At 69.1% G+C, this 17,704-nt stretch carries 21 protein-coding genes; 15 read left to right on the plus strand and 6 right to left on the minus strand.

Features of this window, described 5'->3' with window-relative positions; all coding sequences use genetic code 11:
- The first annotated feature begins 252 nt into the window (after nt 1–252).
- Nucleotides 253–579, plus strand: coding sequence for a hypothetical protein (locus ABZ470_RS19245; RefSeq protein ID WP_352010872.1), 327 nt, complete (start codon nt 253–255; stop codon nt 577–579).
- Between the two features lie 287 nt (nt 580–866).
- Here the strand turns inward: ABZ470_RS19245 and ABZ470_RS19250 are convergent, their stop codons facing one another.
- The 3 genes from ABZ470_RS19250 to ABZ470_RS19260 form a co-directional block, all read right to left on the minus strand.
- Entirely contained in the window at nt 867–1,577 is a 711-nt protein-coding gene (locus ABZ470_RS19250; RefSeq protein ID WP_362912560.1) for an HAD family hydrolase, read from the minus strand.
- A gap of 130 nt (nt 1,578–1,707) precedes the next feature.
- Nucleotides 1,708–2,016, minus strand: a complete 309-nt coding sequence (locus tag ABZ470_RS19255) for a 4a-hydroxytetrahydrobiopterin dehydratase (protein ID WP_362912562.1) — start codon at nt 2,014–2,016, stop codon at nt 1,708–1,710.
- A 21-nt stretch (nt 2,017–2,037) separates the two neighbouring features.
- The gene (locus ABZ470_RS19260; RefSeq protein WP_362912564.1) at nt 2,038–3,234 is read right to left on the minus strand and encodes a hypothetical protein; all 1,197 of its coding nucleotides are present in this window, start codon (nt 3,232–3,234) and stop codon (nt 2,038–2,040) included.
- Between the two features lie 535 nt (nt 3,235–3,769).
- On the opposite strand from ABZ470_RS19260, the gene ABZ470_RS19265 reads away from it, so the two are divergent.
- Both ABZ470_RS19265 and ABZ470_RS19270 read left to right on the plus strand, forming a co-directional pair.
- The gene (locus ABZ470_RS19265; protein ID WP_362912566.1) at nt 3,770–4,003 is read left to right on the plus strand and encodes a hypothetical protein; all 234 of its coding nucleotides are present in this window, start codon (nt 3,770–3,772) and stop codon (nt 4,001–4,003) included.
- 13 nt (nt 4,004–4,016) lie between these two features.
- Nucleotides 4,017–4,238: a BldC family transcriptional regulator gene (locus ABZ470_RS19270; protein ID WP_362912568.1), complete on the plus strand. Its 222-nt coding sequence runs from the start codon at nt 4,017–4,019 to the stop codon at nt 4,236–4,238.
- Nucleotides 4,239–4,271: 33 nt separating this feature from the next.
- Here ABZ470_RS19270 and ABZ470_RS19275 read toward each other — a convergent pair whose 3' ends face one another.
- Together ABZ470_RS19275 and ABZ470_RS19280 are read right to left on the minus strand one after the other, a co-directional pair.
- The gene (locus ABZ470_RS19275) at nt 4,272–4,772 is read right to left on the minus strand and encodes a barstar family protein (protein WP_362912570.1); all 501 of its coding nucleotides are present in this window, start codon (nt 4,770–4,772) and stop codon (nt 4,272–4,274) included.
- Nucleotides 4,773–4,778: 6 nt separating this feature from the next.
- Entirely contained in the window at nt 4,779–5,201 is a 423-nt protein-coding gene (locus ABZ470_RS19280) for a ribonuclease domain-containing protein (RefSeq protein ID WP_362912572.1), read from the minus strand.
- A gap of 100 nt (nt 5,202–5,301) precedes the next feature.
- Here ABZ470_RS19280 and ABZ470_RS19285 point away from each other — a divergent pair, with 100 nt between their 5' ends.
- From ABZ470_RS19285 to rfbD, 7 genes are all read left to right on the plus strand, one after another.
- Entirely contained in the window at nt 5,302–6,153 is an 852-nt protein-coding gene (locus ABZ470_RS19285) for an EamA family transporter (protein ID WP_362912574.1), read from the plus strand.
- Nucleotides 6,150–6,770: a GntR family transcriptional regulator gene (locus ABZ470_RS19290; RefSeq protein ID WP_362912576.1), complete on the plus strand. Its 621-nt coding sequence runs from the start codon at nt 6,150–6,152 to the stop codon at nt 6,768–6,770. The genes ABZ470_RS19285 and ABZ470_RS19290 overlap by 4 nt, the downstream gene beginning before the upstream one ends.
- 40 nt (nt 6,771–6,810) lie before the next feature.
- On the plus strand, nt 6,811–7,167 hold the full coding sequence (locus ABZ470_RS19295) for a hypothetical protein (RefSeq protein ID WP_352010859.1): 357 nt from the start codon (nt 6,811–6,813) through the stop codon (nt 7,165–7,167).
- Between the two features lie 251 nt (nt 7,168–7,418).
- Nucleotides 7,419–8,873 (plus strand): sugar transferase, encoded by a 1,455-nt coding sequence (locus tag ABZ470_RS19300; protein ID WP_352010858.1) that lies wholly within the window; start codon nt 7,419–7,421, stop codon nt 8,871–8,873.
- A 2-nt stretch (nt 8,874–8,875) separates the two neighbouring features.
- Nucleotides 8,876–9,943, plus strand: coding sequence for a glucose-1-phosphate thymidylyltransferase (locus ABZ470_RS19305; protein ID WP_362912578.1), 1,068 nt, complete (start codon nt 8,876–8,878; stop codon nt 9,941–9,943).
- A complete protein-coding gene (rfbB, locus tag ABZ470_RS19310; protein WP_362912580.1) occupies nt 9,940–10,941 on the plus strand; it encodes a dTDP-glucose 4,6-dehydratase in 1,002 nt (333 codons plus the stop codon). The genes ABZ470_RS19305 and rfbB overlap by 4 nt, the downstream gene beginning before the upstream one ends.
- A complete protein-coding gene (rfbD, locus tag ABZ470_RS19315) occupies nt 10,938–11,795 on the plus strand; it encodes a dTDP-4-dehydrorhamnose reductase (protein ID WP_362912582.1) in 858 nt (285 codons plus the stop codon). The genes rfbB and rfbD overlap by 4 nt, the downstream gene beginning before the upstream one ends.
- 148 nt (nt 11,796–11,943) lie before the next feature.
- Here the strand turns inward: rfbD and rfbC are convergent, their stop codons facing one another.
- Nucleotides 11,944–12,543: a dTDP-4-dehydrorhamnose 3,5-epimerase gene (gene rfbC / locus ABZ470_RS19320; protein WP_362912584.1), complete on the minus strand. Its 600-nt coding sequence runs from the start codon at nt 12,541–12,543 to the stop codon at nt 11,944–11,946.
- Between the two features lie 131 nt (nt 12,544–12,674).
- Here rfbC and ABZ470_RS19325 point away from each other — a divergent pair, with 131 nt between their 5' ends.
- Genes ABZ470_RS19325 through ABZ470_RS19345 form a run of 5 tightly spaced genes read left to right on the plus strand, consistent with a single transcriptional unit; the run spans nt 12,675 to nt 17,700 of the window.
- Nucleotides 12,675–13,910 (plus strand): class I SAM-dependent methyltransferase, encoded by a 1,236-nt coding sequence (locus ABZ470_RS19325; protein ID WP_362780764.1) that lies wholly within the window; start codon nt 12,675–12,677, stop codon nt 13,908–13,910.
- On the plus strand, nt 13,907–14,701 hold the full coding sequence (locus ABZ470_RS19330; RefSeq protein WP_362912586.1) for a sugar phosphate nucleotidyltransferase: 795 nt from the start codon (nt 13,907–13,909) through the stop codon (nt 14,699–14,701). The genes ABZ470_RS19325 and ABZ470_RS19330 overlap by 4 nt, the downstream gene beginning before the upstream one ends.
- The gene (locus ABZ470_RS19335) at nt 14,698–15,348 is read left to right on the plus strand and encodes a PIG-L family deacetylase (protein ID WP_352010851.1); all 651 of its coding nucleotides are present in this window, start codon (nt 14,698–14,700) and stop codon (nt 15,346–15,348) included. The genes ABZ470_RS19330 and ABZ470_RS19335 overlap by 4 nt, the downstream gene beginning before the upstream one ends.
- A gap of 5 nt (nt 15,349–15,353) precedes the next feature.
- Nucleotides 15,354–16,397 carry an SDR family oxidoreductase gene (locus ABZ470_RS19340; RefSeq protein ID WP_362912588.1) on the plus strand — a complete coding sequence of 348 codons (1,044 nt, stop codon included), beginning with the start codon at nt 15,354–15,356 and terminating at the stop codon, nt 16,395–16,397.
- A complete protein-coding gene (locus tag ABZ470_RS19345; protein WP_362912590.1) occupies nt 16,387–17,700 on the plus strand; it encodes a DUF4910 domain-containing protein in 1,314 nt (437 codons plus the stop codon). Before ABZ470_RS19340 ends, ABZ470_RS19345 begins: the two co-directional genes overlap by 11 nt.
- Nucleotides 17,701–17,704 lie beyond the last annotated feature (4 nt).

The following is a 17,704-nucleotide window of genomic DNA, read 5'->3' on the forward strand; positions in this document are numbered from 1 at the left end:
CGGGCCAAAATACTGATCCCAAAGCAGGATTTTTCGCGCTATAGGGGAGTTTGTCGATAGCTGCAATATCCGTGCTTGACGCCCTGGTCAGGGCGGGGAAACGGGTGCCGGGGCGGGCGCCGTGCCAACAGCTGATGAACAACGCGGGGGGCGGAAGCTAATCGTTTTTCGGGAAATATAGAGTTTTCTCGGAAACGGGAACCTTTGGCTTCTAAGGCGCGTCCACACTGAGAAAGGGGGAGGCGATCCACGGTGGATGACATCGCGAGGCTGATCGGCTTCGAGGCGAAGCTGGCGTCGCAGGAGGCGCTGGCTCACGGCGGTGACCTGGAGAGCGCGGGCGCCGTCCAGCTCGTCAGGTTCTGCCCGACGCTGATCACGGCGGAGGTCGACGACGACGCCGCCTGTGTACGGTTCCAGATCGTCGACGAGGACCTGCGCTGGTTCTGCACCTGCGAACCGGGCAGAAAAGGCAACTTCTGCGCCCACTGCGTGGCGACGGCCAACTCGGTCGCCGGAGCCGTCCGACGCACCGAGGCCCTCCAGCCCCGCAACACCTCACGCCCGATGGCCGTGTGAACAGGCCCTGACGCACCCCCTGGCACCCGCACCGGTGCCAGGATCGCGGGGGTGTCGGGGCATGATCCCTCCAAGATTGATGAGCGCCGCCGCTTGAGGCGATCACGGGCCTAATCATGTGGGCGTTGCTTGCGAACCCTTCAGGGCGATGAGTGACAACCTCTCTTCCTCATCTCCTTCTTCGACAGGGAGATCACCGCTTTAGCGGCATGTTCGCGTGAACCAGCGGTCTCCCGGCGAACCCGTCTTCGTACGGACCCGGATGGTGTGGCCTTCCACGTGAGGGGTCAGGGGCAGTGGGCGTGGTCGTGGAGGGCTTCCAGGAAGCGTGTGGTGTCGCTCAGGTCCGGTAGGACACAGGACGCCCCCGCCTGTCGAAGCTCCTCGACCCCGGTGCGGCCTGTCGCCACCGCGATGACCGGCACACCGTTCTGAACGGCGGCCTCCACATCAGCCGGGGTGTCGCCGATGACCACTGCCTCGTGCGGTTCCAGCGGCCCGCCGTACAGGGCGGCGGCGCGTTTCACCGCGATCCGCACCAGCTCGGCCCGCACGTCGTCGTCCTCACCGAACGCGCCCGCCTCCCAGGCGATGGCACGGTCAAGCCCGAACGTGTGCAGTTTGAACCGGGCGACCTCGCGGACGTTACCGGTCACCACCGTCTGCACCACCCCGTCTCGGTCGGCCACGGCTTGCAGCGCGGCAGCCGCTCCCGCCAGGGCATGGCCCCGCTGTCGTACCTCAACCCGCCGCAGTAGATGAGCCTCGGCCAGGGCGGCGGCGAACCGCTCGAAATCATCCCTGCCGGTCGTCAGGCCGTGCAGCCGGGCGGTCTCCCGGAAGATCACCGCCTCGGTGAGGCCGTCGATCCTGGCCTGCTGCCGCATGACCGCCCCGGTCACTTGCTCGAACGCCTGCGCCGACAGTTCACGCCCGATGCCTCGCATGTCGATCAGTGTGTGATCGATGTCCCACAACACCACCCGGGTCACCGCCACCCCCTCGATGTACGGCTCGCTCTTGTCGGAATCCGGATCGCCCGAAGATCAAATGTCGGTAAGAGGGTCACTTTATGGGGGGTTCCCGGTGAGGGGAGGCCTCAACGCCAGGCGTGAGGGAGGGGCGTGTTCAGGCTGGTTCGGCGCCGTGGGCGGTGGCGATGGCGTCGATGTGGTGGGCCAGGTCGAAGTCCTTGGCGGTGAGGCGGTGTCCGGCGTCGTGGGTGGTGACGGCGAAGCGGATGCGTTGCCAGGTGATGTGCATGTCGGGGTGGTGGCCGACCTCGCGGGCCTTGGCCGCGACGTACATGGCCAGGTGGACGCACTCGTGGTAGGTGTGCTGGAAGGTGCGCTCGATCGTGTGCCCGTTCCGTTCCCAGCCGGGCAGCCCGGCCAGGCGCTCGGCGATCTCCTCATCGGACAACGGGTGGAGGGTCATTGTCATCTCCATCGTGAGGGGTCAAACCAAGGAAATGATCTCAGCCAGTTCCCGGCCTGAAGCGGTGGCCGCCCATGCCGTCGCGTGTCGCGGAATGGCCTTGAGCTCCTGACGTAGCCGCACCGATCCTGTGCCCTGAGCGATCGGTGCGGTGGTCGAAACGATCTGGATGACTCGTTCCGGCTCGGGAATCGCCGCCAGAGCGCTTGCCTGACGCGCCCAGAAAACGCCGTTGTCGCGCCGGGCTGATTCCGGGGCTGCGCCCAGGATTTGGTCCCAGAGCGTGATGGCCTCACGGTAGGCCCCGAGCCGCAGGTACGCGGTCGCCCGTTGGATGTCGATGTATCCGGGGGTTCGGCGGCATGCGTTGCCCCACGGGTGTTCGTCATCCACACGACCTACCAGTTCGGCCGCCCGGTCAAGGAGACGATCGACCTGCTCCTTGTCCTTCGCGGGAAGCATCGAATGGCCATGCGCCTGATGCACCAGAGCGAGAACGCAGACCTTTGGGCACAGTTTGCTCTCCTCAGTCAGCGCGGCCTCTGCGTAGTCGACCACCATCCGGCCGTCCTCCAGATCGACGGCCAGCATCGCCTTGTTGGTGAGGGCATAGCTGATGAGTTGCGGGTTCTGGGAACGATGGGCCATATCCAGAGTGAGGGTTCGCCAATTTCCGGAGCGCTTGATGTCGCCCGCGTCCTGGTAGAGCCAGCCAAGCAGCGCCGCGTAGGCGACTCCGGCGCTCAACAGGCCACGGCGCACGGGCGCGTCAGCTGCTTGGGCGAGTTCTCTGATCAGCTGAGCCTGGGTTGCGACGGTGGGAATGAGGTGGCGAGGTCCTAGCCACATGTCGGCCTTGTAGTGGCCGGGAAGCTGTTCGAGGAAGTACATGACGAGCTCCGGTGCTACGGGGCCTTGATGGGGCGGGTACGGAGTGGGCTCGACGGTACTTGCGTCCACGTCGGTGATGGTGCGCTGTTCTGGCCGGGCGGAATCGAAGAGCCGGGCCTCTTCAAGGCAGAACACCTGGCAGTACAGCAGGCGGTAGGGGTCTTTGGGCTGGTGTTCGCCAGCTTCCCATTTCTTGATGTTGCGGATGATGCTTTCACGTTCGGGAAGGCGGCTCTGCGTTTCCGGCCCGGCGGCCCTGACGAGCGCCGGGGACGTGCTGTTGGTGCGGGCCGGGTCCGCCGAGGAGCTGGATCGGAAGTTGAGCACCCAGGTGCCTCAGGTGGTGCCGCCGAGCATTCAGGCCGTCGCCGTCGCCCGTGCCATCCAGATCCGGGCCGCCCGGGTCTCCCGGACCGTTCAGGCCGTATGTCCTGGTCAGACCGTTGTGTCGGGTCGCGCTACGGCGTTGCGCAGGTTGCTGCGCTCCCCATAGCCGGTACGGCGACCCCTTAAGCGTGCGGTCCAGGGATGAGGGACCTGGACCGCACTCAACCCCCTGAAAGCCGGTACGGCGGGCGGTGGAGACTCATCCCACCCGTCGCCCGCCGTACCTCCTCGAACGTGCGGCTCAGGTAGGAGGGACCTGGGCCGCACACCTTCGCGAGGTGGCTTCCACGCACGCTGTTCGTGCGGGGGAAGGGGAGCCGCCTGGCGCGCCGGTCTCCATATGCGGAGGCCGGTCCTCCTCCAGGGTGCCCGGCCGTCGTGCTCCCCGGCTCGGGGCCGGGCACCCGCCCCCTGAAAAGGCACCCGCCCCTGAAAAGGCACCCGCTTCCCACCACTCCCGCACCCAGGGACGACCATGACCGACGACGAGCGACGCCTGATCGACCTGCTCATCAGCACCCACCCCGCCTGGCGGTACGAACGCCTCCACCTGCCCGGCCTGCCCACATGGTGGGCCATCCGGTACCGGCCGTTGCGACCCGACCAGCGCAGGGCCGGGGCCAGAGACATGCTCGGCCGTACGACACTGCGCCGCCTCGCCGGAGCGTTGGCCCGGCACGACGAGATCATCCACCGCAGCCGCTACTGAAGGAGTCCCTCCAATGTCCCCCCTCAAGGCCGTCGCCCCTGACGGCACCTTCTCCACCGGGCCCGGCACCACCGAACGTCTCCTCACTCCCGGTGAGGTGGCCAGGATCTTCGGTGTGGACCCCAAGACCGTCAACCGGTGGGCCCTCACGGGGAAGATTCCCTCGGTCAGGACGCCCAGCAGGCAGCGGCGTTACCGGGAGAGCGACATCAACGCCCTGCTCGACGCCGGCTGATCCGGCATCCAGAAAAGCCGCGAAAGACGTGGGTCAGTCGGGGAGGAGGACCGAGAGGAACGCCGCTGAGGCGGTGTCGTCGGCTACGGCGTCGGAGAGGACGGAGCGGATCGACTCGAACGCCGGCGGGTCGGCCTCGCGCAGTGTCGAGGAGCGCGTCCAGACCAGCAGGTGTTCACCGGCAGGCAGCCATTCGAGGTCGGTGAGGCAGTCGTAGAGGGCGTCGAGGTTGTGCCCGAAGTACTCGGGGAACGACAGGGCCTCGGCGATCGCCGACATGGCCTCCGCCGAGGTGGTGATCCCGGAGCCGTCGACCCGGTGCGTGACGGCGTCGCCGTGGTCGGTCTCCACCTGCTCGGCGACCCCGGGAACCTCGGGGACCTCCGTGACCCTGGAGACGCGCGGCGCCCCCGAGGACGACTCGGTGATCTCCGTCGCCTTCGCGACCGTGGGATCCTGCGGGCCGCGGATGGCGCGCAGGGTGCGCAGACTCTCCTGGGCGGTCGGCCCCTCCTCGAACGTTCCCCTGGGCAACGTCGGTCACCTCCGTACGTCGACGATGACGAAAGTCCGGTAGTGGTCGCCGGTGTAGTAGAGCTCCCGGGTCCCGTCGCCGCTGATCAGGCGCCGTGCTCCCCGGTCGCGGCTGCCGGGGGTCGGGACGGTGTACTCGTGGTAGTAGCCCTGCTGCCTGACGGGCAGGCGGCGTTCCCGGTTCTGGAAGACCACGCCGTCGCGGGAGTAGGGGAAGGGGCCACCCTGCCGGATGCGCTTCCAGGTGGCGGCGGCCTCGGGAGGCAGCGCCGACAGCGTCCTGGTGGGCATCGTGCCGTCAGCCCGAGGGCTCGCCGCGGGCGCGCTGCTGGCGCGGGCCGTCTGCTCGGGGGTCGTGCATCCGGACAGCACCATCACCAAGGACAGCACTGCGGACGAGACGAGAGCGGCGGTTCCCCGAGGTGTCACCTGGCCAAGCTACCCGTGACCACGTCAGGAAAAACGGCCGGGGGTGTGTGGCCGACGCAAGGATTGGACAGGCATTGTCTAGTTGTCAGACAATGTCCGAATGAAGTTCGCCGTCGTCGCCGCAGCCGTGCTCTGGGGGACCGCGGGCACCGTGGGGATGCTCGCCGCCGGAGTCGATCCGGTCTCCCTGGCCGCCGCCCGACTGGTCCTCGGAGGGCTGGTGCTGGTGGTCGCCGCGCGCAGACTCCTGCCCAGGCTGCCCCGAGGGGGGATGCTCCCGCTCGCCGCCCTGGCCGTGGCCGCCTACCAGCTCTGTTTCTTCGCCGCCGTCGGCAGGACCGGGGTGGCCGTCGGCACCGTGGTCGCCATCGGCAGCGGTCCCGTCTTCACCGGACTGCTGTCCTGGTTGCTCGACAGGCGGGTGCCGTCGGGGCGTTGGGCGGCGGCGACGGCGGCGGCCGTGGCGGGCTGTGCCGTACTGACCGGTGGGGGAGGGCAGGTGCGCCTTGACGGGGTGCTGCTGGCGCTGCTCGGCGGTCTGCTGTACGCGTTCTACGCGGTGACGGCGGCCAGGGTGATCGCCACCGGGGCCCCCTCCGACGCGGTGATGGCCGCGATGTTCGGCGGCGCGGCCGTGGTGATGCTGCCGGTCCTGCTGTGGACGGGCACCGCCTGGCTGGCCGAACCGCGTGGCCTGCTCACCGCCGTCTATCTCGGCTGCGTCTCCACCGCGCTCGCCTACGTCCTGTACGGCAGGGGCCTGCGGGTGACACCCGTGGCCACCGCGGCGACCCTCGCCCTGGCCGAGCCCGCGGTCGCGGCGCTGCTCGGTGTCGTGGTGCTCGGTGAGCGGCTCACGCTCGTCTCGGCCTGCGGCCTGGCCCTGCTCGGCGCGAGCCTGGTGGTGGTCGCCCTTCCCGAACGCGTGGCGGCGTTAGGGTCTTCGGCGTGACCGTTCCCCTGCGCCCTGTCTCCGCTGTGAACGCCCTCGCCGACGCGCTGCGCAGGCGGGTGCTCTCCGGGGAGATCCCCCCGGCGACCCCGTTGCCCGAGCAGGAGCTGTCCACCCTGTACGGCGTGGCCCGCCCGACCGTCAGGGAGGCGCTGGCCGTACTCGTGCACGAGGGGTTGCTCAGGCGGGAACGGCACCGCAGCGCGCAGGTCGTCGAGGTGACCGTGGCCGATCTCGACGACCTGATGTTCGTCAGGCGCCCCCTTGAGGATCTGATGGCCGTCACGCTGGCCGGGCGCAGGGTCGAGGAGGCGGACGCGGCGCTGGGCAGGATGGCCGCGCTGCCCGCGGACGCGCCCTGGTCGGAGATGGTGGCCGAGCACATGGCGCTGCACCAGGCCCTGGTCGTCGCGGTCGGCAGCCCGCGTCTTGAGCGGCTCTACACCTCGCTCGCCGCGGAGACCCGTCTCGGCCTGGTACGGCTGCGCACGGTCTATCCCGACCGGGAGGTGCTGGTGGCCGAGCACCGGGAGCTGCTCGACGCGATCGGAGAGGGGTCGCCGGAAAAGGCGAGGCGGGCGGTGGCGGCGCATCTGGATCACGGCTGGGGCGAATGAGGCTTGCACCCGGCGCCCGGTAGTCGTCACAATCGCGGCCATGCACGGCAATTCAGTGCCGGACTCCTACGTGTACGTCACGGAGGAAGGCGTGGCCCGTCACTACGCGGACGGCAGCGTCGACGCTCTCGCCTGGGAAGACGTCGTCGAAGTTCGCGTGGAGGGTGACTCGGAAACCGAGTCGGACATACTGTACATTTTACTTAACCGGGGTGGACAGGGATGTGTGGTGCCACAATCGGCAACCGACACCACCTTCCTCGCACGCCTGCGGTACCTGCCTGACTTCGACGTGGAGCGGCTCGGTGAGGCCGTCGAGAGCCTCGGTGAGGGTCATGTCGTGGTCTGGCGCAGCCCTGATCCTCCCAATCCGCTGCCCGACTTCGAGTACGACTGACGTCGTGCGGTCCGGCGCGCCCTCAAACCGACCGGTGGTAATCGTGCACGCGTGGACCGTTCCGTCAAGGCGTTCCTTCTGTCCCTCTTCGGCCAGTAGTGGACAGTAAGGCTGTATTCCCCTGCCCAGAGGTGATCACTAGGATTTCAGTGGGTTTCCACGCTCCTGGTGCATTCGGGAAAGCTGTCAACCAATGAAATGAGATGCGCGTCCCGTTACCTGGTAACGATGGGGCATCTGGGTGGGGTGGTATGAGAGTGGGGACAGAGGAGCCCGCTGCTACGCTCCTCGGCGATTCAGTGCGGACCGCTCCAAGTATCTGGACGCGATCCTACGCACGGATTCTGTTGGCCGGCGATCTCGCGTGCGCGGTTGTCGCGTGTGAGACCGTCCTTGGAGTTCGACTCTGGTTCGGCGCCTTCATCCCCAGGACGGAGGCGTTGTTCGGGCTCGGTCTCGCCCTGGCATGGCCCCTGTTCCTGGCAGTCGGCGGCGCCTACCGCAAGCGCGCGCACGGCGAGGGGACAGAGGAGTTCCGTGCGGTCTTCGACGGCGGGGTCGGACTGACGGCCGCCGTCGCGATCGGGGCGTACGCCACACAGGCCACGATCGCCCGAAGTTTCGTGATGGCCATGCTGCCGCTGGCGCTGGCGCTCACGGTCGCCTTCCGCTACTGGATGCGCAAGCGGCTGCACCGCAGGCGCGCCCTCGGCGAGTACATGCGTCAGGTGGTCGCCGTCGGGCACCGGGAGTCGGTGCTCGACCTGGTCATGCAACTCAGAAGGCAGCCCCACCACGGCATGACCGTGGCCGCGGCCTGCCTGCCCTCCGGTCCCGACGACATGGACGTGGACGGGATCCCCGTGCTCGGCGGCTTCAGCGACGTCCCCGCCGTCGTCGCCAAGGTGGACGCCGACGCCGTGGCCATCCTGGCCTGCCCCGAACTGGACGGCGTCGCGCTGCGCCGGATCGCCTGGGGTCTTGAGGACGCGCGAACCGACCTGTTCGTCGCGCCCGCCCTCATGGAGGTCGCCGGACCCCGGATCAGCATCCGCCCGGTGGCCGGAATGCCGCTGCTGCACGTGGAGCACCCCGAGTTCGACGGCGCCAAACAGCTCGCCAAGAGCCTGTTCGACAAGGCCGCCGCGGGCTTCGCGCTGCTGCTGCTCGCCGTACCGATGCTGGTCATCTGCCTGCTGATCAGGACGACCAGTTCCGGGCCCGCGCTGTTCCGGCAGGTCAGGGTCGGCAGGGGCGGCCGGGAGTTCAACGTCGTGAAGTTCCGCACGATGGTCAACAACGCCGAACGGCTCAAGGTCGAGCTTGAGGAGCGCAACGAGTTCGACGGCGTGCTCTTCAAGATGAGGAACGATCCAAGGATCACCCGGGTGGGGGCGTTCCTGCGCCGCTACTCCCTCGACGAGCTGCCGCAGCTGCTCAACGTGGTCCGCGGGGAGATGTCCCTCGTCGGGCCGCGCCCGCCGCTGCCGAGCGAGGTCGCGCAGTACGGCGCCGACGTGCGCCGCCGCCTGGTCGTCAAACCGGGCATGACCGGACTTTGGCAGGTCAGCGGACGCTCCGACCTCAGCTGGGAGGAGTCGGTCCGCCTGGACCTGCGCTACGTCGAGAACTGGTCGCTCTTCCTTGACCTGCAGATCCTGTGGAAGACATGGAGCGCCGTCATGGGCGGAGAAGGGGCTTACTAGCTGTGAAGGCTCTCGTGCTCGCCGGGGGGTCGGGCACCCGGCTCCGGCCCATCACCCACACCTCGGCCAAACAGCTCGTCCCGGTGGCCAACAAGCCCGTGCTCTTCTACGGGCTCGAAGCCATCGCGGCGGCCGGGATCAGGGAGATCGGCATCGTCGTCGGCGACACGCAGGCGGAGATCGAGGCGGCCGTCGGTGACGGCTCCGCTCTCGGCCTGCAGGTCACCTACCTGCGGCAACAGGCACCGCTCGGGCTCGCCCACGCGGTGCTGATCGCCCGGGACTATCTCGGCGAGGACGACTTCGTCATGTACCTCGGCGACAACTTCATCGTCGGCGGCATCGGCGACGTCGTCGACCGGTTCACCCGGGACCGGCCCGACGCGCAGATCATGCTCACCCAGGTCGGCGACCCCAGGCAGTTCGGCGTCGCGGAGCTGGACGGCGACGGCCGGGTCGTCGGTCTTGAGGAGAAGCCCGCCGAGCCGAAGAGCGACCTCGCGCTCGTCGGCGTCTACCTGTTCACCCCGTTGATCCACCGGGCCGTGGCCGAGCTCAAGCCGTCGTGGCGCGGCGAGCTGGAGATCACCGACGCGATCCAGTGGCTGATCGAACGGGGTCACCGGGTCGAGTCGTCCGTCATCTCCGGCTACTGGAAGGACACCGGCAACGTCACCGACATGCTTGAGGTCAACCGGCTGGTGCTCGAATCCCTCGAAACCCGCCTGGAAGGCCGGGTGGACGACGTCAGCGAGCTGATCGGCCGAGTGGTCGTCGAACCGGGGGCCGTGGTCGAACGCTCCCGCATCGTCGGCCCGGCGATCATCGGCGCGGGCGCGCGAATCCTGGACAGCTACGTCGGTCCCTTCACCTCGATCGCCGCGGACTGCGTGGTCGACGGCAGCGAGATCGAGTACTCGATCGTGCTGCCCAGGGCCTCGATCTCCGGGGTCTCCCGGATAGAGGCCTCGCTCATCGGTCACGACGTCGAGGTCACCCCCGCCCCCAACACCCCCAGAGCCCACCGCCTCGTGCTGGGCGATCACAGCAAGGTGCAGATCAGCTCATGAAGGTCCTGGTCGTCGGTGGGGCCGGCTTCATCGGTTCCCACTACGTCCGCACGCTCGCGGCGGACGGTGTCTCGGTGACGGTGCTCGACAAGCTCACCTACGCGGGCAACCTCGCGAACCTGCGAGGCGTCCCGCACAGGTTCGTGCTCGGTGACATCTGCGACGCGGAACTGCTCGCCGAGGTGGTCCCCGGGCACGACGTCGTCGTCAACTTCGCCGCGGAATCGCACGTGGACCGGTCCATAACGGGTGCCGGGGAGTTCGTCAGGACGAACGTGCTGGGCACCCAGACCCTCATGCAGGCCTGCCTCGAAGCCTCGACCCCCAAGGTCGTGCAGGTCTCGACCGACGAGGTCTACGGCTCGATCGACGTCGGCTCCTGGGCCGAGGACGCGCCGCTGCGGCCACGCTCGCCGTACTCGGCGGCGAAGGCGGGCGGCGACATGATCGCCCAGGCCTACGCGGTCACCCACGGCCTGCCGGTCTCCATCACACGCTGCGGCAACAACTACGGGCCCAACCAGTACCCGGAGAAGGTCATCCCGCTGTTCGTCACCAACCTCCTGCAGGGGCGCAAGGTGCCGCTGTACGGCGACGGCGGCAACGTCAGGGACTGGATCCACGTCGCCGACCACTGCGCGGGCATCAGGCTGGTCGCCGAGCGCGGCGAGCCCGGCGAGGTCTACCACATCGCCGGTACGGCGGAGCTGACCAACGTCCAGCTGACCACCCTGCTGCTTGAGGCGTGCGACGCGGACTGGGACATGGTCGAGCGGGTCGAGGACCGCAAGGGACACGACCGCCGCTACTCCCTGGACGACTCCCGGCTGCGGGCCCTCGGCTACCGGCCCTCGGTGCCGTTCGAACGGGGTCTGGCCGCGACCGTCCGCTGGTACGCCGACAACCCCGACTGGTGGAAGGCCGCCGCCGAGGCCCAGGACAGGACCCCCGAGGAGAAGATCGCCCTGGAACGGGCCGTCGCCGGGGAGAACGGATGAGCCGGTGGCTGGTCACCGGCGCCTCCGGCATGCTCGCCGCCGAACTGCTCGGCCTGTTGCGCGCGCGGGAGGAGTCGGTCGTCGCCCTGACCAGGGACGATCTCGACCTGCGTGACGAGCGGGCCGTACGGGACGTGGTCGCCGAGCACCGGCCCGGCGTCGTGGTCAACTGCGCGGCCTGGACGGCGGTCGACGACGCCGAGACGCACGAGGACGAGGCGCTGGCCGTCAACGGGCACGGTGCGCGGGCGCTGGCCGAGGCGTGCGAGCGCCTGGGCGCGCTCATGATCCACCCCTCGACCGACTACGTCTTCGACGGCACCGGGGCCGAGCCGTACGCGGAGGACGCGCCGACCTCGCCGGTCAACGCCTACGGGCGGACCAAGCTGGCCGGGGAACGCGCCGTGCTCGACACGCTGCCACACACCGGTTACGTCCTGCGCACCGCCTGGCTGTACGGCGCGGCGGGCGGGAACTTCGTCAGTACGATCGCGGGTCTGGAGGGGAGCAGGCCGACCCTGGACGTCGTCGACGACCAGCTCGGCCAGCCGACCTGGGCGGGCGACCTGGCGGCCCGGATCGTCGAACTGGCCGAGATCGCCCCGGAGCCCGGGATCTATCACGCCACCTGCTCCGGGCAGGCGAGCTGGTACGAACTCGCCCGGGAGATCTTCACGCTGCTCGGCGCCGACCCGGGGCGGATCAGGCCGGTCTCCTCCACGGAGTTCCCGCGCCCCGCGCCCCGCCCGGCCTACAGCGTGCTGGGCCACGACCGCTGGGCCACGGCCGGTCTACCGCCGATGCGCGACTGGCGAGAGGCCCTGCGAGAGTCGAAAGTCCTGGTCAGTGATTAAGCTGTGCTTCTTTGCTCCGCCTTCGGCGTCGCGGGGCTTGGGCGCCCTGAGTCGATGCTTTCCCTCGTCGCTCATCCGCTGCGCTCCTTCGCTCCTCAGTCCAAGCACCGACGCGCCCAAGCCGACGCTCCTCACGCACGACACCGGATCAGCTTTGGGTGGCGAGTTTCCGGTAATACGCCTGGCACGCCTCGTAGGTCGGGAGAAGGCCGGTTTCGAGGGCTTCCTTGAGGGTGGGGGCGGCGGCGTCCTTGTCGGAGAGGACGGGGTCGAGGCCTGCGGGCCACTCGATGCCCAGGTCGGGGTCCAGGGGGTTGAGGCCGTGTTCGCGGCCCGGGGCGTACGGCTCGGAGCACAGGTAGGAGACCGTGGCCTGTTCGCTGAGCGCCATGAACCCGTGTCCCAGCCCCTCGGCGACGTAGAGACCGCGCCGGGACTCCTCGTCCAGACGTACGGCCTCCCAGCGGCCGAAGGTCGGCGAGCCGACGCGGATGTCCACGACGACGTCGAGGATGGCGCCGGAGAGGCATGTGACATACTTCGCCTGCCCAGGAGGCACGTCCGCGAAGTGGATGCCGCGCAGCACGCCGCGCCGGGAGACCGAGCAGTTGACCTGTGCGAGATCGATCGCGTGCCCGACGGCTTCCCGCAGGTCATGGGCACGGTAGGTCTCCAGGAAGGCGCCGCGCGGGTCAGTGTGGACACGCGGGGTGTGGCACCAGGCTCCGTCGATGCTCAGGGGTTCCATGGGCGGAAGCATGACACAGCGCGTGGCTGTAACACCCCAGGACCGCTGGGCGAAATCCTAGGGTTCGCCCTCATTGGAACGATCTTGCAAGTCACCGGTCGAGCCGCGTCGCGCGGCGAGGGAGCGTATTGATGACAACGTGCCGCCTGTGCGGGTCCACGAGTCTTGCCAGTGTGGTCGACCTCGGGGCGACGCCGCCCTGTGAGTTGTTCCTCACCGCCGAGCAGGTCGACGAGCCGGAGACGACCTACCCGCTGCACCTGAGGGTGTGCACCGGGTGCTGGCTGGCACAGATCCCGCCGCTGATCACTCCCGAGGACACCTTCACCGAGTACGCCTACTTCTCCTCCTACTCGACCTCGTGGGTCGAGCACGCCAGGCGGTTCGTCGACGGGGCGGCCGACCGGCTCGGGCTCGACGAGAACTCGTTCGTGGTCGAGGTGGCCAGCAACGACGGCTACCTCCTCAAGCACGTCGTCGACCGGGGCGTCCGCTGCCTGGGCGTCGAGCCCTCGAAGAACGTCGGCCAGGCCGCCAGGGACAGGGGCGTGCCGACGCTGACCGCCTTCCTCGGCCCGGAGACCGGCGCCGAGGTGCGGGCCGAGCACGGTCCCGCCGACCTCGTGGTCGCCAACAACGTCTACGCCCACATCCCCGACGTCATCGGGTTCACCCAGGGGCTGCGCGCGCTCGTGGCCGACGACGGCTGGGTCTCCATCGAGGTGCAGCACCTGCTGACGCTGATGGAGCTCAACCAGTACGACACGATCTACCACGAGCACTTCCAGTACTACACGGTCGCCTCGGCGCAGCGCGCCCTCGCCTCCGGCGGTCTGGCGCTGGTCGACGTCGAACTGCTGCCCACGCACGGCGGCTCGATCCGGCTGTGGGCGCGTCCCCAGGAGGTCGCGGGCGACCCCACCTCCCGGGTGGTCGAGGTGCTCGCGGCGGAGAAGGCGGCCGGGCTGCACGAGCTGTCCGGATACGCGGAGTTCGCCGCCCGGGTCGCCCGGGTACGGCGGGACCTGCTGAGGTTCCTGGTCGAGGCCGCGGAGCAGGGCAAGACCGTGGTCGGCTACGGCGCCCCCGGCAAGGGCAACACGCTGCTCAACCACTGCGGGATCCGGCCCGACCTGCTGCGTTACACCGTGGACCGCAATCCGTACAAGCACGGCAGGTTCACCCCCGGCACGCGGATCCCGATCGTGGCGCCCGAGCGGATCGCCGAGGACCGGCCCGACTACGTGCTGGTGCTGCCCTGGAACCTGCGCGAGGAGCTCTCCGCGCAGCTGGCCTACGTCCACGAGTGGGGCGGGCGGCTGGTCTTCCCCATCCCGAACCTGGAGATAGTCGAGGTGAACCCGTGAAGGTCGTCCTCTTCTGCGGCGGGTACGGCACGCGGATGCGCAGCGGCACCCCCGGTGACGTGCCCAAGCCGATGCAGCTCGTCGGTCCCCGGCCGCTGATCTGGCATGTGATGCGCTACTACGCACACTTCGGGCACACCGAGTTCATCCTGTGCCTCGGGTACGGCGCGCACCACATCAAGGACTTCTTCCTCAACTACCAGGAGACGACCTCCAACGACTTCGTCCTGCGCGGGGGAGAGGTGGAACTGCTGTCCACCGACATCTCCGACTGGTCGATCTCGTTCGTGCAGACCGGGATCGACTCGCCGATCGGCGAACGGCTGCGCCGGGTCCGCGACCACCTCGACGGAGACGAGATCTTCCTGGCAAACTACGCGGACGTGCTCACCGACGCGCCGCTGCCGGAGATCATCGACCGCTTCGCCGCCTCGGACGCCGGAGCCTCGATGATGGTCGTCCCGCCCGCGGAGACCTTCCACTGCATCGAACTCGGCGAGGACGGCATGGTCGGAGGGATCACCCCGGTCAGCGACATGCCACTGTGGATCAACGGCGGCTACTTCGTGCTCCGCCAGGAGGTCTTCGACCACATCCCGCCGGGCGGTGACCTCGTCGCCGACGGCTGCGGACAGCTCGCCAAGCGCGGCAGGCTGCTGGCCTACCCGCACCGGGGCTACTGGAAGCCGACCGACACGGTCAAGGAGCGCATCGCGCTCGACGAGGCCTACTCCAGGGGTGACCGGCCGTGGGCGCTGTGGGAACGCGAACCGGAGGTGCGGTCCAGATGATCGGATTCCGGCCCGCGGCGGTCGGCGGCGTCGTCCTGCTCGCCGCCCACTGCGACGACCTCGCCATCGGCGCGGGCGGCAGCCTGCTGACCCTCTGCTCCGCGCGTCCCGGCCTCAGGGTCGACGCCCTGGTGCTCTCCGGCGGCGGCACCGAGCGCGAGGAGGAGGAGCACGCGGCGCTGACCGCCTTCTGCCCCGGGGCGGACCTGCGGCTGACCGTGCTCAAGATGCCCGACGGGCGGCTGCCGGCCAACTGGGAGGAGGCCAAGGCCGCGGTGGAGGACCTGCGTTCCAGGACCGATCCCGACCTGGTCCTCGCCCCCAACCCGGCCGACGCCCACCAGGACCACCGGGGCCTGGCCAAGCTGGTGCCGACCGCCTTCCGCGGTCACCAGGCACTCGGCTACGAGATCGTCAAATGGGACGGCGACCTCGGGCGGCCCTCGGTCTACCAGCCGCTGACGCCCGAGGTGGCCGAGGCCAAGGTGACCCTGCTCCAACAGCACTACCCCTCACAACGGCAACGCCCCTGGTACGACCGTGAGGCCTTCCTGGGGCTGGCCCGCATCCGCGGCATCGAGTGCCAATCGCGCTACGCGGAGGCGTTCTACACAAGCAAGATGACTCTCGACCTGGCTGGAGGATGAACCGGATGCGCGTGCTGCTGACCGGGCACCAGGGCTACCTGGGAACTGTGATGGCCCCGGCACTCACCGAGGCGGGCCACGAGGTGATCGGCCTGGACTCGGGGCTGTTCGCCGACTGCCTGCTGGGGCCCGCTCCGGCCGACCCCGCCGGGCACCGGGTCGACCTGCGTGACGTCACCGCCGAGCACGTGGCCGGGATCGACGCGGTCGTGCACCTGGCCGCGCTGTCCAACGACCCGCTCGGGTCGCTGGCGCCCGAGCTGACCTACGACATCAACCACCACGCCTCGGTGCGTCTGGCCAGGCTGGCCAGGGACGCCGGGGTGCGGCGGTTCCTGTACGCCTCGACCTGCTCCGTCTACGGCGCCTCCGGCGGCGACGAGCTGGTCGGGGAGGAGGCGCCGCTGCGTCCGGTGACGCCGTACGCCGAGTCCAAGGTCCGGGTCGAGGACGACCTGACCGCGCTGGCCGACGACGACTTCACCCCCGTCTTCATGCGCAACGCCACCGCCTTCGGGTTCTCGCCCAGGCTGCGCGCCGACATCGTGCTGAACAACCTGGTCGGCCACGCCCTGCTGACCAACGAGGTGCGGGTGCTGTCCGACGGCACCCCCTGGCGCCCGCTGGTCCACGCCAAGGACATCGCCGAGGCGTTCGTGCTCGCGCTGGCCGCCCCGCGGGAGGCCGTACACGCCAGGGCGTTCAACGTGGGCACCGAGCAGAACAACGTGACCGTCGCGGACATCGCGGCCGAGGTCGTGGAGGCGGTTCCCGGCTCCAAGCTCGTCATCACCGGTGAGGCGGGCGCCGACCCGCGCTCCTACCGGGTCGACTTCTCCCGCATCCGTGCGGCGCTGCCCGGCTACGAGGCGAGCTGGAGCGTCAAGGCGGGCGCGGCCGAACTGGTCGACGCCTACCGGAGGTTCGGGATGACCGAGGACCTGTTCAAGAACAGCTTCACCCGGCTCGCCAAGCTGGCCGCCAGGAGCGCCGACGGCACCGTGGACGAGACGATGAGACCGCGTGAGGCGGGCGTCGGTGACAACTGACGCCCCCCAGACGGCAGCAGGGGAGAGCCGCGAGACCGAGGGCCGTGAGATGCACGCCCTGGTCGAGCGGCTCTACCCGCTCTGCAGGAGCATCACCGGCGACGGGCTGCGCCGTACGCTGGAGATCGTCTCCGGGGAGATCCCGCTGGAGGTCAGCGAGGTGCCGACCGGCACCGAGGTCCTCGACTGGACCGTGCCCAGAGAGTGGAACATCCGCGACGCCTACGTCAAGGACCCCTCGGGCGAGCGGGTGATCGACTTCGCCGCGTCGAACCTGCACGTGGTCGGCTACAGCGTGCCGGTCTCGGCGACCATGACCCTCGACGAGCTGCGCGGGCACCTGCACACCCTGCCCGAACAGCCGGACCTGGTTCCGTACCGCACCAGCTACTACGCCGAGACCTGGGGTTTCTGCCTCAGGGAGAACACCCTGGCGGCGATGGGGCCGGGGCCGTACGAGGTGGTGATCGACTCGACGCTCGCCGACGGTCACCTCACCTACGGCGAGCACGTCGTGCCGGGGCGCAGCACCGACGAGGTACTCATCTCCTGCCACGTCTGCCACCCCTCCCTGGCCAACGACAACCTCGCGGGCGTCGCGGTCGCCACCCGCCTCGCCCGGCGGCTCGCGAAGAGCGACCCGCACTACACCTACCGGTTCGTGTTCGCGCCGGGCACCATCGGCGCCATCACCTGGCTGGCGCGCAACAGGGAGCGCGCCGGGCGCGTCAAGCACGGCCTGGTGCTGGCCTGCGCGGGCGACAGCGGATCGCTGACCTACAAGCGCAGCAGGCGGGCCGACGCCGAGATCGACAGGGCGGTCCGGCACGTTCTGCGCTCCTCGGGGCGTGAGCACACGATCCTGGACTTCTCCCCGTACGGCTACGACGAGCGGCAGTACTGCTCGCCCGGATTCAACCTGCCCGTCGGCTCCCTCACCAGGACGCCGTACGCCGGATACCCGGAGTACCACACCTCGGGCGACAACCCGGATTTCGTCTCGCCCGAGGCGATGGCCGACACGCTGGAGACCTGCTGGGAGGTGACGCGGGTGCTCGAAGGCAACCGCCGTTACCTCAACCTCAGCCCGTACGGCGAGCCGCAGCTCGGCCGGCGGGGACTGTACGGCTCGCTGGGGGGCCGTAGCGACACCAAGCAGGCCCAGATGGCGATGTTGTGGGTGCTGAACCTCTCCGACGGAGAGCACACCCTGCTCGACATCGCCGAAAAGTCAGACCTGCCCTTCGCCGTCGTGGCGGAAGCGGCACAGGCCCTGCGTGGTGCAGGACTCCTCAAGGAGTAGTGGA

It is taken from the genome of Streptosporangium sp. NPDC020072 (genome assembly GCF_040631445.1).
In the GTDB taxonomy this organism is placed as follows: domain Bacteria; phylum Actinomycetota; class Actinomycetes; order Streptosporangiales; family Streptosporangiaceae; genus Streptosporangium.